Annotated in this window: 11 protein-coding genes and 1 pseudogene; 1 reads left to right on the forward strand and 11 read right to left on the reverse strand. The window is 60.5% G+C overall.

Annotated elements, in window-relative coordinates; genetic code table 11:
• Positions 1-104: 104 nt before the first annotated feature.
• The 7 genes and pseudogenes from glgX to ACZRJ6_RS15355 all read right to left on the reverse strand — a co-directional run.
• The gene (glgX, locus tag ACZRJ6_RS15325; protein WP_463968490.1) at positions 105-2,264 is read right to left on the reverse strand and encodes a glycogen debranching protein GlgX; all 2,160 of its coding nucleotides are present in this window, start codon (positions 2,262-2,264) and stop codon (positions 105-107) included.
• A gap of 101 nt (positions 2,265-2,365) precedes the next feature.
• Positions 2,366-2,611 carry a DUF2934 domain-containing protein gene (locus tag ACZRJ6_RS15330; protein WP_463968489.1) on the reverse strand — a complete coding sequence of 82 codons (246 nt, stop codon included), beginning with the start codon at positions 2,609-2,611 and terminating at the stop codon, positions 2,366-2,368.
• A 23-nt stretch (positions 2,612-2,634) separates the two neighbouring features.
• Positions 2,635-5,403, reverse strand: a complete 2,769-nt coding sequence (locus ACZRJ6_RS15335; RefSeq protein WP_463968488.1) for a malto-oligosyltrehalose synthase — start codon at positions 5,401-5,403, stop codon at positions 2,635-2,637.
• Positions 5,400-7,484 carry a 4-alpha-glucanotransferase gene (gene malQ, locus ACZRJ6_RS15340; RefSeq protein ID WP_463968487.1) on the reverse strand — a complete coding sequence of 695 codons (2,085 nt, stop codon included), beginning with the start codon at positions 7,482-7,484 and terminating at the stop codon, positions 5,400-5,402. Before malQ ends, ACZRJ6_RS15335 begins: the two co-directional genes overlap by 4 nt.
• Entirely contained in the window at positions 7,481-9,250 is a 1,770-nt protein-coding gene (gene treZ / locus ACZRJ6_RS15345; RefSeq protein ID WP_463968486.1) for a malto-oligosyltrehalose trehalohydrolase, read from the reverse strand. Before treZ ends, malQ begins: the two co-directional genes overlap by 4 nt.
• 14 nt (positions 9,251-9,264) lie before the next feature.
• Positions 9,265-10,824, reverse strand: a complete 1,560-nt coding sequence (glgA, locus tag ACZRJ6_RS15350; protein WP_463968485.1) for a glycogen synthase GlgA — start codon at positions 10,822-10,824, stop codon at positions 9,265-9,267.
• Positions 10,825-11,287: 463 nt separating this feature from the next.
• A pseudogene (locus tag ACZRJ6_RS15355) lies at positions 11,288-11,365 on the reverse strand (outer membrane lipoprotein carrier protein LolA); the annotation flags it as partial.
• A 756-nt stretch (positions 11,366-12,121) separates the two neighbouring features.
• Between ACZRJ6_RS15355 and ACZRJ6_RS15360 the strand changes: the two are divergent.
• Positions 12,122-12,925, forward strand: coding sequence for a nitrilase-related carbon-nitrogen hydrolase (locus ACZRJ6_RS15360; RefSeq protein ID WP_463968484.1), 804 nt, complete (start codon positions 12,122-12,124; stop codon positions 12,923-12,925).
• A 106-nt stretch (positions 12,926-13,031) separates the two neighbouring features.
• Here the strand turns inward: ACZRJ6_RS15360 and ACZRJ6_RS15365 are convergent, their stop codons facing one another.
• The 4 genes from ACZRJ6_RS15365 to ACZRJ6_RS15380 all read right to left on the reverse strand — a co-directional run bounded on the left by ACZRJ6_RS15365 (position 13,032) and on the right by ACZRJ6_RS15380 (position 15,615).
• The gene (locus tag ACZRJ6_RS15365; protein WP_463968483.1) at positions 13,032-14,045 is read right to left on the reverse strand and encodes an alpha/beta fold hydrolase; all 1,014 of its coding nucleotides are present in this window, start codon (positions 14,043-14,045) and stop codon (positions 13,032-13,034) included.
• 64 nt (positions 14,046-14,109) lie between these two features.
• Entirely contained in the window at positions 14,110-14,541 is a 432-nt protein-coding gene (locus ACZRJ6_RS15370; RefSeq protein ID WP_463968482.1) for a YqaA family protein, read from the reverse strand.
• A 3-nt stretch (positions 14,542-14,544) separates the two neighbouring features.
• The gene (locus ACZRJ6_RS15375) at positions 14,545-14,991 is read right to left on the reverse strand and encodes a DUF411 domain-containing protein (RefSeq protein ID WP_463968481.1); all 447 of its coding nucleotides are present in this window, start codon (positions 14,989-14,991) and stop codon (positions 14,545-14,547) included.
• Positions 14,992-15,165: 174 nt separating this feature from the next.
• Entirely contained in the window at positions 15,166-15,615 is a 450-nt protein-coding gene (locus ACZRJ6_RS15380) for an SRPBCC family protein (protein ID WP_463968480.1), read from the reverse strand.
• Between the last annotated feature and the right edge of the window lie 77 nt (positions 15,616-15,692).

Here is a 15,692-nt window from a genome sequence, read left to right on the forward strand (position 1 = left end):
TCCCGCGAGAATCAATATTCTCGCGGTGTGCAGGCGTTCCAACCCTGGATTGCCGTGGCAAGAGTATTGATCATAGTCGGTGAAAAAATCCAGGCAGGTCTATTTCACACCTCGTCCTCATGTTGCAGTTCGAACAACAGCAGCGATCTTCCCGTCACAGCATATTCATGGTCGAAATCAAACCGCTCCTGGCCGCGCACGGCCGGTTGGTTGGTGTCGATCATGCAGGTCCAGAAGCCTCCATCGGGCACCGGCGGCAGGCGGAAATTGACCATGTCGTGGTGGGCGTTGACCACCAGCAGCAAGGTCGCATCGGCACCAGCACGGCGTATTCCGGTTTCCTGGGCGCGGCCATCCATCAACATGCCGAGGCAGCGACCCTGGCTGTCTTGCCACTGTTCGGTGCTCATCTCATTGCCGTCCGGGGCGAGCCAGGTCACGTCCTTGACGCCGATGTCTTCGTTGTAGTCGCCCACCAGGAAGCGCCCACGACGCAGGATCGGATAAGTCAGGCGCAGCTTGATCAGGCGTTTGACGAACTTGAGCAAAGCCTTGCCATCGTCATCCAACTCCCAGTTGACCCAGCCGATTTCGCTGTCCTGGCAGTAAGCGTTGTTGTTGCCGTGTTGGGTGCGGGCGAATTCATCACCGGCCACCAACATTGGCGTGCCCTGGGCCAGGAGCAGGGTGGCGAAAAAATTGCGCATCTGGCGTAGGCGCAGGGCATTGATTTCAGGATCGTCGGTAGGGCCTTCAACACCGTGGTTCCACGACAGGTTGTTGTTGCTGCCATCCTGGTTGTCCTCGTCGTTGTCCTCGTTGTGTTTGTCGTTGTAGGACACCAGATCGTGCAGGGTGAAACCGTCGTGGGCGGTAATGAAGTTCATCGAGCTGTAGGGCCGGCGACCGCGCTGGTTGAACATTTCACCGGAGGCGGTCATGCGCCCGGCAAAATCCGCCAGTTGGCCGTCGTCGCCTTTCCAGAAGGCACGCACGGTGTCGCGGAAGCGGTCGTTCCATTCCACCCAGCCCGGTGGAAAGTTACCGACTTGATAGCCGCCTGGGCCAATGTCCCAGGGTTCGGCGATCATCTTCACCTGGCGCAGTACCGGGTCCTGGCGGCAAGCAACGAGGAAGCTGTGGCGTTCTTCGAAACCGTCGTGGTAACGCCCCAGAATGGTCGCCAGGTCGAAGCGGAAGCCATCGACGTGCATTTCGGTGGCCCAGTAGCGCAGGGAATCAGTGACCATTTGCAGCACGCACGGGTGACTCAGGTCCAGGGTGTTGCCGGTGCCGGAGTCGTTGATGTAGAAGCGCTTGTCGTCGGGCATCAACCGGTAGTACGAGGCGTTGTCGATGCCGCGCATCGACAGGGTCGGGCCTTGCTCATTGCCTTCGGCGGTGTGGTTGTAGACCACGTCAAGAATCACTTCCAGCTTGGCTTCGTGCAGATGGGCGACCATCTCCTTGAACTCGGCGATCTTGCCGCTGGCCAAGTAACGCGGGTCGGGGGCAAAGAAGGCGATGCTGTTGTAACCCCAATAATTGGTCATGCCTTTTTGCAGCAGGTGCTGATCGTTGACGAAGGCATGGATGGGTAGCAACTCCACCGACGACACCCCCAACTGACGGATGTGTTTGAGCACATCATCGACCATCAGCCCGGCGCAGGTACCCCGCACGGCTTCTGGTACCGAGGGGTGACGCATGCTGATGCCGCGCAGGTGAGTCTCGTAAATGATGGTTCGATCCCAGGGCGTGCGCACGGGTTGGTCATTGCCCCAGGTGTGGGCCGGGTCGATGACTTTGCACTTGGGCACGAAGGGCGCGCTGTCGCGTTCGTCGAAGCTGAGGTCGGCGTCGGGGTGGCCAATGGTGTAGCCGAACAGGGCTTCGGACCATTTAAGCTCGCCCACCAGTTGTTTGGCGTAGGGGTCGATCAGCAATTTGTTGTGATTGAAGCGGTGGCCGTTAGCCGGGTCATAAGCACCATACACGCGATAGCCGTAGATCAGCCCCGGATGGGCGTCGGGCAGATAGCCGTGGAAGGTCTCGTCGGTGTATTCGGGCAACTCGATGCGTTCCAGCTCAATTTCGCCGGTGTCGTCGAACAGGCACAGCTCGACCTTGGTGGCGTTGGCGGAGAACAGAGCGAAGTTGACCCCCAGGCCGTCCCAGGTAGCGCCGAGGGGGAAGGGCAAACCTTCACGAATCCGCGACGGCTCGGTATCAGGCGTCGATTGGGTTTTGTCGGGTTTGCTCATTGATATGCTCCTGCAAATGGGTTCTTCAGGCCAAACGGGACCGTCTGTGGCGAGCGGGCAAGCCCCCTCGCCACAAAGAGCACGTCAGCCATGGACTGTGATCAGCTCGCCGGTTTGCGCGGCGCTTTCGGCTTGGGCTTGGAGGCCGGTTTCGCCACCGCGCTCGCCGCTTTGGCAGGCGCCGCCGGCTTGGCTTTCGGCTTGGGCGCCTTGCTTGGCGTCAGCGCTTCAGCTTCAGCCAGTTTGCGCGCCATCTCCCAATGACGCGCCTCCTGGCCTTGGGGTTTGCCTTCTGACTCCCAGATCTGATACGCGAATTCGCGAACGCGTTTGTCTTCGGTACTCATCGCAATGCTCCTCACAGAAAATTTCAGCTTTCTTGATCATTAGGATTGATAAAGATGTTCACCGGAAAATCCCCCAGAGCTGCGCGGATACTCAACTCCTTGTTGGGTGTGACTGCGCCTGTTCGGAAAAGTCCCTTCCAGTTTTTGGTTGTTACGGTGAACGGTAACTTGACCCGGGTATCGCCCCAGACTTGCGCATCGACGTGGGGGTTGGCGCTGTTTACAAGCAGGCTGTGGGTCCAGCGCGGCACCACCACCAACAGCCGTTTTCCTTGATGTTCACGGCAGAACGCAATGACTCGATCTGCATGCTCACCCACCACCTCCAACGGCTCGTAGCTGCCCTTGGCAAACAGCGCTGGGTGGGCCTTGCGCAAGGTCAACACCTGGGCAATCAGGGCCTGTTTGATACGCCCGTCACGCCAATGCTGAAGCAGTTGCCCCACCTCGACGGGCGATTGCAGCGCCTGTTGGCGGGCATTGAAATCCACCGGTCGACGGTTGTCCGGATCTACCAGGCTGAAGTCCCAAAACTCATCGCCCTGGTACAGGTCCGGCACGCCCGGCACGCTGAAGTGCAGCAAGGATTGCGCCAGTCCATTGAGGGCACCGGCTGGCGCGATGACCTGGGCGGCGACACCAATGGCTGTGCGCAGCGCTAACCCCGAATCGTCCAGCAACAAACGGCGCAGGAAAGCTTCGACGCCCTGCTCGTAAAGCTCGTTGGGCGCGCTCCAGCTGCTCTGCAGTTTGGCTTCGCGCAAAGCCTTCTGTTGCCACTGCCAGAGCCTCTGATGATAGTCGCCAAGGCCCGAGGCATTGGCGCTATCGAGGTCCAGGGGCCAACTGCCCAGCAGCACTTGGTAGAGGATCAACTCGTCACCCGCCGAGGGCGTGGCTTGATCGCTGCGCAACGGCGCGGCAAGCGCGCGCCAATGCTGCACCTGCTCGGCGTACCAAACGGCACACTCGCTGAGCACTGCCAGGCGGGCGCGGCTGTCTTCGCCGCGCTTGTGGTCATGGGTGGCGGTGGCCAGCAGGTTGTCGGGGAAGGTCTGCAAGCGTTGTTGATTGGCCGCGTGGAAGTGCGCCAGGGGCGCGCTGAACTGCTCGGTGCTGAAACCCACGTCATTGCGCGACAGCAACACCGCCGAACGATAGAACGCGGTGTCTTCCACGGCCTTGGCTGCTGCCGGGGAAGTCAGTTGCTGGAAGCGCACACAGGCGTGCTTGAGGATCTTGCGTTCGCGACCCAGAGGACGGTCACGCCAGGGCTGGCCGCCCAGCCATTTTTCCAGGCAGTCGAGGACCGGCCAGTCGCCTTCGCTCAAGGTGCTGCGGGCGCCGCTCATGGCTCGCATAAAGAACACATCGTCGCGCTCAGTGCGACCACGGGCGCTGATGTAGGTGCGATAGACCGGGAAGTGCACGATCAGCTCCTGCAAGGCGCGGCGAATGGCGCCAAGGGTCAGGTCGCGGCTCATCACGTCGTCACGGGCCACGTGCAGCAGGGCCTGGGCGACGCTTTCAAAATCCCCGGCCAGGGAACCGTTGAGGATCTGCTGGCGGGCCAGCCAGGCTTCCTCGATAAACGCTGATGGACGTTCGGTGTTGCCGCTCCATAGCTCGGCCAAGGGTTTAAAGCCTGCGGGGTCATGTTGCAGCAGTGACAGCTGGTTCATGAACTCATAGCCGGTAGTGCCGTCGACCCGCCAGTCCTCATGCAGGGTTTCCCCTTCGCCGAGGATTTTTTCGACGTAGATCGGCAAGTGCTGGTCCGGCGATAGCACATCCACCCGGCGCCGCAGCTTGCGGCAGTAACCGCGCGGGTCGGCCAGACCGTCGATATGGTCGATGCGCAGGCCATCCACCAGGCCTTCGCTGATCAGATGGAAGATCTTGCCGTGGGTGGCCTCGAACACGGCGCTGCGCTCCACCCGCAGGCCGCCCAGTTCGTTGATGTCGAAGAAGCGCCGCCAGTTGATGTCGTCTGCCGCCGTGCGCCAGCTGGCTAGGCGATAGCTCTGTTGTTCCAGCAGATGATGCAGGCGGGTAAAGCCTTGCGGCTCTCGCGAGTCGAAGAGACTCAGGCTGTGCTCGATGGCGTCCAGGATTGTTGGGTCGCCAACCAGCTCGACCAACTCCTGTTTCAGGATCGCGGCCTGGGGGTAGGCATCGGGCTGGTAGGCGAGGGTACTGAAGCGGTCGGCCAAGGCCTTGAGCGGCTCATGAGCACGCAGTATGTCGCCGTAATCGCTGGGGCAGATCGGGAAGCGGTGTTCGTAGTGCTCGACGAAGAAGCTGCCGTGCTGTGGATCGAAGCGCAGTGCAATAGTGCCGGTTTGCAGCGCCTCCCCGTAGTCGCTGCCCAAAAACGGCATCAGCAACTGGCCCTTGAGCAGCGGGTCAGGCGAATGCCACTGGATGTCGAAAAATTCGCTGTAGGGGCTCAAACGGCCCCATTCCAGCAGGTCCAGCCACCAGGCGTTGTCGCTGCCACCGACGGCCATGTGGTTGGAGACGATATCGAGGATCAGGCCCATCTGGTGTGCACGCAGGGCCGCCACCAGCCGGCGCAGGGCCGGTTCGCCACCCAGCTCGGGGTTGACGGTGGTGGGGTCGACTACATCGTAGCCGTGCATGGAACCGGCGCGGGCACTGAGCAGCGGCGAAGCATAGAGATGGCTGATACCCAAGCGGGCGAAGTAAGGCACCAACGGCACTGCGTCATCAAGGGTAAAGCCTTTATGAAATTGCAGGCGCTGAGTAGCCCGAAGGGTCAATGGCTTCACCGGTCACGCTCGAGGGCTTGATTGCGCGCGACTGCCAGCAGCTCAAGGCGGCGCGCGGCGTCTTCATCGTCGAGCAGGGTGGCAGCAGCTCCCGGCAGGCGACGGCGCCAATTGGGATGGGTGTCGGTGGTGCCGGGCAGGTTGGCTTGGTCTTCAATACCCAGGGCGTCTTCCAGGGGCAGCAAGACCAGAGGGGCACGGGTGTGGCCCAGGTAACGCACACTGGCGTCGATCACGTGGTCGGTTTCGTTGCGCACTTCATCGCGAAAATTCTGCGGGTCCTGGCTCAAGGCCTGGCGCAGTGACTGGCGTTCCCGCAGGCGGTGTTCGCTCCACTGCTTGACGGTGGGTGCATCAATGAGCCCCAGTTGCACATTCCAGTCGATATCGCGGTTATGCCACCAACCATTGAGAGTGGGCAGGTCATGGGTGCTGGTGGTCGCCAGGGCATTGTCCGGCCAATCGAGGATCGGCTTGAACTGGCCGCCATGGTCTTGTTCGAACAGCAGCACGCGCATGCCGAGGATCGAGCGGGCGATCAGTTTTTCCCGCAGGCCGTCAGGCACAGTGCCGAGGTCCTCGCCGAGGACGATGGCCTGGTGTCGACTCGATTCCAGAGCCAACAGTCGCAGTAGGTCATCCACCGGGTAATGCAGGTAGGCACCTTCTTGGGGTGAGGCGTCCATGGGGATCACCCACAGCCGTTGCAGGCCCATCACATGGTCGATGCGCAAACCGCCGGCATGGGCAAAGTTGGCCCGCAGCATTTCGATAAAGGCGCGAAAGCCGTTGCGCTTGAGGCCTTCGGGGGAAAAGGCGGAAATGCCCCAGCCCTGACCTGTGCGGTTGAGGATGTCCGGCGGCGCGCCCACAGTCAGTTCGGCGAGCAGTTCGTCCTGGCGACTCCAGGCCTGGCTACCCGCACCATCGGCACCTACGGCCAGGTCTGCGATCAGGCCGATGCCCATGCCGCTGCCCCTGGCGGCTTGTTGCGCCCGCTCCAGGCAGCGAGCGATCAGCCATTGGCTGAAGGCAAAGAAGCTGATTTCTTCGCCATTGTCTTGCGCAAATTGCACCAGTGCCGGGCTGTGGGGGTCGCGCCAGTCTTGCGGCCAATGGCGCCAGTCGAGGCTTTCACCGTTGGCGGCGCGCTCGGCCTGTACCGCCTCGAAGCGGCAGTGGTTTTCCAGGGCTTCGCCACCAGCCTGGCGAAAGCTCAGGAAGTCGGCGTGTTGCGGGTGGCTGCCTTGGCGAAAATCCTGGTACAGCGTGCGCAATAGCTGTTGTTTGGCCTTGGCCGCAGCGGGCCAGTCGATCAGGCTCTGTTGTTCAAGCGCCTGCAGTTCATCGGCCAGGCCGCTGGTCTCGATGGCGCTGCGCAGCGCCCGTTCGCCGAGGATGCAACCCGGCGAGGCATAGAGGCTGTTAAGGAACAGGCGGCTGGAGGGGGAATAGGGGCTGTAGCGCTCAGTGTCGGCGCTGAACATGGCGTGCATCGGGCTGATCGCCAGGGCATCGGCGCCTCTTTCGGCAGCAGCGCGGGCCAGGTGCTCCAATGCCTGCGTGTCGCCAAACCCGCCGTCACCGCTGCGGCGCAGGGCGTACAGTTGGGCGCTGAGGCCCCAGGCGCGGGCGGTTTGGCTGTCTACGGCTTCGGCGACGCTGTAGCAATGAGTCGGCGCCACTGCCAGGGTGAAGTGTTGCTTGGCAATGTGCGCCTGGTGGTAACCCACCGGCATCGAACCGACGAGAGTCGCGTCGGCGTCGAGTTCAAGGTCCAGGACGCTGCCGTCTTCCAGATGGAGCTGGCAGGGCGTGCCTGGCGCAAAGTAGCGCGCCAGGTCCAGGCCTGCGCCGAGATCCACGGTCAGCAGCGGTGGCAGGTGTTTGTCTTGTTGCACCCGCGCCAGGTCCTGCAGGCTGGCCGCAATGGCTTTGTCGCTGTCGGCGGGGTGGCCCAGGCCTTTGAGCACGGCGCGCAAGGCGTCGGGGCTGACACGTTGCGGGCGGCCGTTTGCGTCGATCCAGTCGACGGCCAGGCCCGCTAGGCTGGCGAGTATTTCCAATTGCGCTTCGCTCAAGAGTGCTCTCCAGTAAGGGTTGAGGATTCGCCCGGGGTCAGGCTGACACGGGCGCTAAAGGGCGCGAGCAACGTGTCATTGACGGTTGAAACCGGGGTCACAAACAGGCTGTGGACACCTGTTGGGTGCTTGAAGGTGGCAGGACTCAGGTTGAGGTCGATCTGCAGCACGCTGCCATCGCCCAGGCGCCAGCGGGCAGAGATCGCGCCTTGCCCCAGCACGTGCGCACCCAGCGCCACGCTGCCCGGCAGATGCGGCACGATGTGTCGGTGGCGCAGGCTCAGCAACTGGCGGTACAGCTGGGAAGTGCTGCAATCGGCCAGGGCCGGGGCAGAACGGCGGAAGGTTTGCAGAGCGTTGGGATCGGGAATACGCTCGCGCCGCTCGGGGTCGGTGAAGGCGGAAAATTCGGCAAATTCGTTACGCCGGCCTTCGCGCACCGCTTCAGCCAGTTCGCCATGGTGGTCGGTAAAAAACAGGAACGGCTCTTCAGCGGTGACTTCATCGCCCATGAACATCAGCGGGATCATCGGTGACATCAGCAGCAATGTCGTAGCGGCCTTCAATGCCTGGGGGGAGCAGAGTTGATGCAGGCGTTCGCCCAGGGCACGGTTACCGATCTGGTCATGGTTTTGTAGAAACAGCACAAATGCGCTGGGTGGCAAGTGCCCGCTTGGCTCACCGCGTTCGCTGCCGTGACGGGTAGCGTGGCCCTGGTAGATAAAGCCTTCGCTCAGGCAGCGCGCCAGTTTGGCGGTGGGGTCGTCGGCAAAGTCGGCGTAGTAGGCATCGGTTTCGCCGGTCAGCAGCACGTGCAGGGCGTTGTGCCCGTCATCGTTCCACTGGGCATCGAAACCTTGCTCCAGCAGGCTGGCCTGGTTGAATTCATTTTCCAGCACCAGCCACACGTGACGCCCCGGGTCCACTTGCTGACGGACCCGCTGGGCCAGTTCCTGGAGGAACTCGGGATCGTTGATGGCGTGCACTGCATCCAGGCGCAGGCCATCGAAGCGGTACTCCAGCAACCACATCAGGGCGTTGTCGATAAAGAACTCGCGCACTTCACGGCGGCGAAAGTCGATGCCGGCGCCCCATGGCGTGTGAGTGTCTTCGCGGAAAAATCCCTTGGCGTACTGCCCCAAGTAATTACCGTCGGGGCCGAAGTGGTTGTAGACCACGTCGAGGATCACCGCCAACCCCTGTTGGTGGGCGCTGTCGATCAGCTGTTTCAACTGGTCGGGAGTACCGTAGGAGGATTGCGGAGCGTAGGGTAGGACCCCGTCGTAGCCCCAATTACGCTCGCCGGGAAACTGCGCCAGGGGCATCAGTTCAATGGCCGTGACACCCAACTCGGCCAGGCGCGGCAGTTGTTTCTCAACCTCGGCGTAGCCCCCCAGCACACCCACGTGCAGCTCGTAGATAACCGCCTCATGCCAGGGCCGGCCCTGCCAGGCGCTGTGGCGCCAGCGGTAGGCCAGCGGATCGACCACGACGCTGTGGCCATGCACGTCCGAGTGCTGAAGTCGCGAAGCCGGGTCAGGGACCTCCCGCTCACCGTCGATGTTGTAACGGTAGCGAGTCCCCACCGGGCATTGCACTTGCACTACAAACCAGCCATCTACCAGAGGCAGCATGGGAACAGATGTGCCTTCTTCCAACTCAACGCTGACATAAAACGCATCAGGCGCCCACAAAGCGAAACGGGTGTGTTGCGCGTCGAGCATGATTGCGCCGTGGGGCCATGTTTCCAGAGTCCGTAACGGCATCTATAAAGACCTCTTTACTGTTTTCCCGATGTTCCCAGGGTTTTCGCCACCAGTTGTTCGTAAAGTTCGGCGTAGGGCTCCACTGACTGGCACCAGTTGAACGGCGCGGCCATGGCCCGGCAACGCATGGCGTTGAGCAGACCGGGGTAGGCAAAGACCTTGAACGCACGGCTCAAGGCAGCTTCGTAGCTTGGCACAGTGGATTCGTTGAACAGGAAACCAGTGACGCCATCCTCAATGGTGTCCGCCAGGCCGCCGGTGTTGCGGGCCACGGGCAACGAACCGAAACGCTGGGCGTACATCTGGCTCAGGCCGCAGGGTTCATAGCGCGAGGGCATCAGCAGAAAGTCGCTGCCGGCAAACATGCGTCGCGCGTCGGTTTCGTTGAAGCCGATACGTACGCCGATCTGACCAGGGAAGCGCAGGGCGAGGGCACGCATGGCCTGTTCTTCCTCGGGTTCGCCGCGACCGATGATTGCAATCTGGCCACCGGACTCGACGATAAAACTGGCGACTGCTTCGGTCAGGTCCAGGCCTTTCTGGTAGACCAGCCGAGAAACTACGGCAAACAGCGGGCCAGTGGAGTCGTGCAAGCCGAACAGGGTACGTACATGGGCAGCGTTCACGGCCTTGCCTTCCCAATCACCGATGTTGAACGGGTGGGTCAGGTGTGGGTCGGTGGACGATTCCCAGCTTTCATCGATGCCATTGGGAATACCGCTGAGCAGGCCTTGCTGGGTCTTGCTGGCAAGGAAGCCATCTAGACCGCAGCCAAACTCCGGGGTGGTGATTTCCTGGGCGTACGTGGCGCTGACCGTGGTGATGTGGCTGGAATAAGCCATGCCGGCTTTTAAAAACGACAGTTTGCCGTAGAACTCCATACCTTCCTGTTGCAAGGCATGCTCGGGAATCCCCAGCTCCGGGCACGAGGCCAGGCTGACCACCCCCTGGTAGGCGAGGTTATGGATGGTGAACAGCGTGGGTGTGCGTGAACCACGCCAGTGCATATACGCCGGCGCCAGGCCTGCAGGCCAGTCATGGGCGTGCACCAGGTCTGGGCACCAGTGGATTTGCGCCAGGTTGGCGGCAATATCGGCGGCGGCCAGGCCCAGGCGGGCGAAGCGGATATGGTTATCTGGCCAGTCGCGACCATTGTTGGCGCCGTAGGGCGTGCCTTCACGCTCATAGAGTTCGGGGCAGATCAGTACATAGATGACCAGGCCGTCCTTGAGGTCCATGCGCCCGATCTTGCAAGGCGGCAGCGCAGCATGGCCGCCCAGCTCACCGATGATATGAATGGGGTTGTCGCTCTCCAGCACCTGCGGGTAGCCGGGAATTAACACGCGTACATCGTGCAGGTGGGCCATGGCCCTGGGCAGGGCGGCGGAGACATCGCCCAGGCCACCGGTTTTCACCAGGTCGGCAAGCTCCGAGGTGACAAATAGCACTTTTTTGCGATTGGGGCTTTGAGACGAGACCGGCCGCACCGTGTTGGGAAGGTCCGCCAATGAGGTAGGCCCGCCAATTGGCTGACTAAAACGCTCTCCCTGAGTATCTAAATCGGCACTGATCATAGTTCTCTCCCATGGTTGGTCGGCCGATAGCTTTGAGCCATCAGCGATGATTGACCGCATCCTGCGGCCAGGCGCACAAGCGCTACACAGACTGGCAAGCCTTATGCCAGTTGCGCTGGAGTCATACATAGAGTGGATGGACGGGCGTTCGGCGTGAACCCTCAGCGCTCGCCTTACCTTAAACCTGACCTACGGCAGAGTTAGAAAGTTTCGATTTTTTGCGGGGGTTTTTCTTTTGGTTGCGACCCATCGGTCATGAGTCTAGGCCAGATCCCAGAGCCTGTGGGCTGTGTGGGTATTTTTTGTAGGACAAAATTTTTAATAGGTCTCTACATATTTCTTGAGGTTGCTGATGGCTGGGGTTTAGGGGGGCTATTGAGTACATATCCGTTGTTGCGGTAACGGCGGCTTAGGGTTATGCCCTTACGACGTGTCACTTTCGAAAAGCCGGAATCCGCTTTTCAGTAGGAGCGAGCTTGCTCGCGAAGAACCTGAGGGCACCGCGGTGATTCAGGAAGCCCGTGTCATCGTTAACGACCATCGCGAGCAAGCTCGATCCTACGGTGGGGATGGGATACGTTTTTGCTTTTCACCACTCAGGTCGGCTACCAGGCCGCCGTGCTTTTGCTTTTGATCTTGATCTAAGGCGCCCCGTTAAACCACGATGGCTGAACGCAGGCATTGATCCGTGGGTAAACCGGCAGGACGCCGGTTTAGCCGTGTTGGGCCAAGGATGGCCCATCGCGGCGGCCCACGGAGCAATGCCGGAGTGAAGGCATGCCGAGCCTAAGCGAGGCACCGAGTGGTGGGGCAAGAGCCTTTGGGTTACTTTTGGGCTCCTTTCAAAAGTGACACGCCGTAAGGGCGTAACCCTAATCCGCCCCAACCAAAATAACGGATATGTACCCAAGCCCAGTCCAGCCCGAAAACCCTGCCGGCAAAGATGCATAGATACCCATGGCAGGCATACCACCACAACCCGCGTGCCACATTCAGGCGCCAGCGGATTCGGTTCATGTGCCGTTATTGGTCGCGGCTGGCGCGCCGAATGTCAAAACGCTCGATAATGGTGCGCTGATGCCCCGGCGCCAGGAACATCCTCCTGGGCCTAACTTTCGGGGGCAGCCTGAACCTGTCGGCTACCCACCCAATGCCCAGACCGGGCAGCACGCTATCGCTGGCCAGCGCGTAACCCGGATAACGAAGGAGGCAGAGCGGTTAGGGTATAGTTCAACTTGACGCCGCCCAAAGGAAGATCAGCCTGGGCCCAGAAAACTCCATAACAGTTGGAAAATTCATGCTGACTGCTTTTTTGCAGTATCCCGTTTCATTTGGCGATCCAGCAGCAAATTTCAAGCAGATTCGTGACAGTGTAGACGCGGCACAATTTGATCTCCTGGTCATGCCCGAGCTTTGCACCATCGGTTATTTTCACAGCTCGCGTGAGGCATTGTTTCTTCATGCTGAATCGGCGTTCGATGGGCCAACCGCGCAGTTCTTACTACAACTATCGGCAGACAAGAATGCAACGCTAATTGCTGGCATCGCTGAGCGCGACGGCGATCACATATACAACACGGCGATTGTCGTATCGCGAGGGCGCTGGCTGGGGAAACAACGCAAGTGCCACCTGTCACGCATAGAAAAGCCCCTCTTTACCCCAGGCGATTCATTAGCGTGCTTCGATGACGGAATCTGCCGTTTTGGCGTTCTTACTTGTTTTGACCTCTGGATGCCAGAAGCCGCTCGCTTGCTGGTGCGCCAAGGTGCGCAGTTATTGTGTTGCCCAGCCAACTATGGTGGACCTTGGACAACCCAGCTTGCGCGCATTCGCGCAATGGAAAACGCCACTCCGCTAATCTGTGCCAATCGTACCGGTGTGGAAATGTATGCAGGCGAAGAGGCGACATTCAGAGGCGAAAGCCAAATTGTCGGGCCTATGGGAGAAGTTTGGGCATCTGCCACAGAAGAGACGTCGCTTGGCTTGTCGATAATCGACCCAGCTGCGCACGTTCTCAAGGCGAATCCTATGTGTGATGACTTGATGGAAGAGGCAAGTCGCTATGCTTTGTCTTTCGCCCCCAGCCGGAACCTCCCCTAAACCGCAAATCGCAGCTTCGCTCTCACTGAGCCTATCTGCAATTGCAGTCCAGTGACATGCTCCTCACGGCCCTGATGCCATTCACCAGAACCTAAAAAGGCTGGCCTTAAAGGGCATTGAGCCCTTGCAGCAGCGCCTTGTGGAACTGCGCTGGCTCTTCCATCTGCGGTGCATGGCCCAGGCCCGGGAACTCCACCAGGGTGGCGTGGGGAATCAGCTTGGCCACTTGTTTGCCCAACACTTCGTAGTGGCCGATCTTCGCCTTGACCGCTGGCGGCGCAATATCGCTGCCAATGGCCGTGGTGTCGGACGTGCCGATCAGCAACAGGGTGGGCATCTGCAAGTTCTTGAACTCGTAGTACACGGGCTGGGTGAAGATCATGTCGTAAATCAGCGCCGAGTTCCACGCCACCTGGGTATGGCCGGGGCCTTTGTTCAGGCCGGCAAGCATGTCGACCCAGCGGTCGAACTCCGGCTTCCAGCGCCCGCCGTAGTAGGTGGTGCGCTCATAGTTGCGGATGCCTTCGGCACTCAGCTTCAGCTCGCGCTCGTACCATTGGTCGACGCTGCGATAGGGCACGCCGAGGGCTTTCCAGTCTTCCAGGCCAATGGGGTTGACCAGCGCCAGTTGCTCGGTTTGCTGCGGATAAAGCAGGGCGTAGCGTGTGGCGAGCATGCCACCGGTGGAGTGGCCCAGCAAAGTGGCTTTCTGGATGCCAAGCTTTTCCAGCAGTTGGTGAGTGTTGATCGCCAGTTGCTGGAAGCTGTATTGGTAATGATCCGGTTTGCTGGAGGTGCAAAAGCCGATTTGATCGGGAGCGATTACCCGGTAACCAGCGTCGCTCAGGGCCTTGATCGAGTCGTCCCAGGTGGCGCCGCAGAAGTTCTTGCCGTGCATCAGTACGATGCTGCGACCGTTGGCCTTGCCCTTGGCGGGTACGTCCATGTAGCCCATTTGCAGGGCCTTGCCCTGGGACTGGAAGCTGAAGTGTTCGATTGGGTAAGGGTATTCAAAGCCTTGCAGCTCAGGCCCGTAAGCGGGGCCTGAGCTCGCGGCGAAAGCGGGAAGGGTGCTGCTGAGCAGCAGGCCGGCAAGGCAAAATGAGCGAGATAGAGGCATGGGCGGGCTCCAAAGACGATGCCCGGATGCTGTCGCGCAGGGATTAAGCGTAGATTAACGCCGGTCAGATCCAGTGCAGGGTCAGCATTGCCAGCACCCCGTAGCGGGTACCTTTGGCCAGGCTCACGATCAACAAAAACCGCCACAACGGCTCGCGCATCACCCCAGCCACCAGTGTCAACGGATCGCCGATAATCGGCAGCCAACTGAGCAGCAACGACCAATGCCCCCAGCGCTGATAGTGAACGCGTGCCTTGTCCAGCTTCGCGGTGCTGACGGGGAACCAGCGGCGGTCCTTGAAACGGTCAACCGAACGGCCCAACAGCCAGTTGATCACTGAGCCCAGGACATTACCAAGGGTGGCGATGGCAAGTAGTAACCACAGGCTGTAATGGCCGCTGAGCAGTAGCCCCACCAGCACTGCTTCCGATTGCATCGGCAACAGCGTCGCCGCACCGAAGGCGGCGAAAAACAGTCCCAGGTAGCCCGCCAGCATCTATCAGTGTGCCGGGTAGTCAGCGATCACTACGTCTTTGCCTTCGCGGGTCAGGCCGATGACCTGATAAGGGTGGCTCATACCGTCCGTTTCCATCCCCGGCGAGCCCATTGGCATGCCCGGTGCGGCGACGCCCAGCAGATCGTCGCGCTTGCGCAGGGCCAAAACCTGCTCTGCGGGCACATGGCCTTCGACGAATTTACCGTCGATCACCGCCGTGTGGCAGGACCCCAGGCGCGGCGCAACACCCAGGCGCTGCTTGACTGCGCTCATGTCGGTTTCGACAAGGTCATTGACCTTGAAACCGTTGCTTTCCAGGTGGCTGATCCATTTTTTGCAGCAACCGCAATTGGCATCGCGATGCACATCAATCGGGATCAGCTCGGCAGCCTGGGCCAGGGTAGTCATGAACAGGGCCGACAGCAGGGTCAGGCGCAGGGTGGTTTTCATCGAAGGTCCCATAGGTAACGAAATGTACGGAGATGACGCATTCTCCGCGCTTTTGAGAAAAGGGTCGCCTGGTTATGTTTCGAGATTATACGGAAGGTTGACAGCTCCAGGACGCCGTAGCCTAACGTCCTGAAGCTGTCGGCAAACTGAGGGGAAGATGACGATTTTGTCAGGTCAGGCGCTTTCCAGGCGTTGCTTGAGCTGGTCCAGAGCCTGATTCGACAGTTCTGTCATGCGCTCATGCAGGGTGGTGAGTTGCAACCCAGTCTCATAACTGAGAACGCGCTTGAACAGGGTGCCGCGGCCTTGCACCTGCAGAACGTAGTGAATGCAGCCATCCACTGCAGGTGAGGTGAATACAGTCTTGAACTCACGGGGCGGTACGGCGACTTGCACCCTGTAGTTCAAGGACACTCGCACGCCCAGCAGGTCGATCATTTCGGTGAAACGGTGGCCGGCGGGCAGCGAGCCGTGGGTGCCGGTGTCGGCGCTCAGGGAAGTTGGATGCCACTCATGCCAGCGATCCGGTTGGGTCACGTAGTCGTAGACAGCTTCGATGGGGGCCTGGATATAGCGTTCCTGGCTGATCCTCTCAAGGCGGCTCGGGTGCTCAACGGCATTCATGACACACCTCCTGTGTGGCGAAACTGGGCACTAGGACTGTCAGAATAGTCGCACTCCCGTACAACGCACGGGAGTGT

This window comes from Pseudomonas sp. C321 (assembly GCF_055407105.1).

Excerpts from the sequence above, each read along its gene's own strand:
- glgX (WP_463968490.1), bottom strand. The coding sequence starts at position 2,264 with ATGAGCAAACCCGACAAAACCCAATCGACGCCTGATACCGAGCCGTCG.
- ACZRJ6_RS15330 (WP_463968489.1), bottom strand. The coding sequence starts at position 2,611 with ATGAGTACCGAAGACAAACGCGTTCGCGAATTCGCGTATCAGATCTGG.
- treZ (WP_463968486.1), bottom strand. The coding sequence starts at position 9,250 with ATGCCGTTACGGACTCTGGAAACATGGCCCCACGGCGCAATCATGCTC.
- glgA (WP_463968485.1), bottom strand. The coding sequence starts at position 10,824 with ATGATCAGTGCCGATTTAGATACTCAGGGAGAGCGTTTTAGTCAGCCA.
- ACZRJ6_RS15360 (WP_463968484.1), top strand. The coding sequence starts at position 12,122 with ATGCTGACTGCTTTTTTGCAGTATCCCGTTTCATTTGGCGATCCAGCA.
- ACZRJ6_RS15365 (WP_463968483.1), bottom strand. The coding sequence starts at position 14,045 with ATGCCTCTATCTCGCTCATTTTGCCTTGCCGGCCTGCTGCTCAGCAGC.
- ACZRJ6_RS15370 (WP_463968482.1), bottom strand. The coding sequence starts at position 14,541 with ATGCTGGCGGGCTACCTGGGACTGTTTTTCGCCGCCTTCGGTGCGGCG.
- ACZRJ6_RS15375 (WP_463968481.1), bottom strand. The coding sequence starts at position 14,991 with ATGAAAACCACCCTGCGCCTGACCCTGCTGTCGGCCCTGTTCATGACT.
- ACZRJ6_RS15380 (WP_463968480.1), bottom strand. The coding sequence starts at position 15,615 with ATGAATGCCGTTGAGCACCCGAGCCGCCTTGAGAGGATCAGCCAGGAA.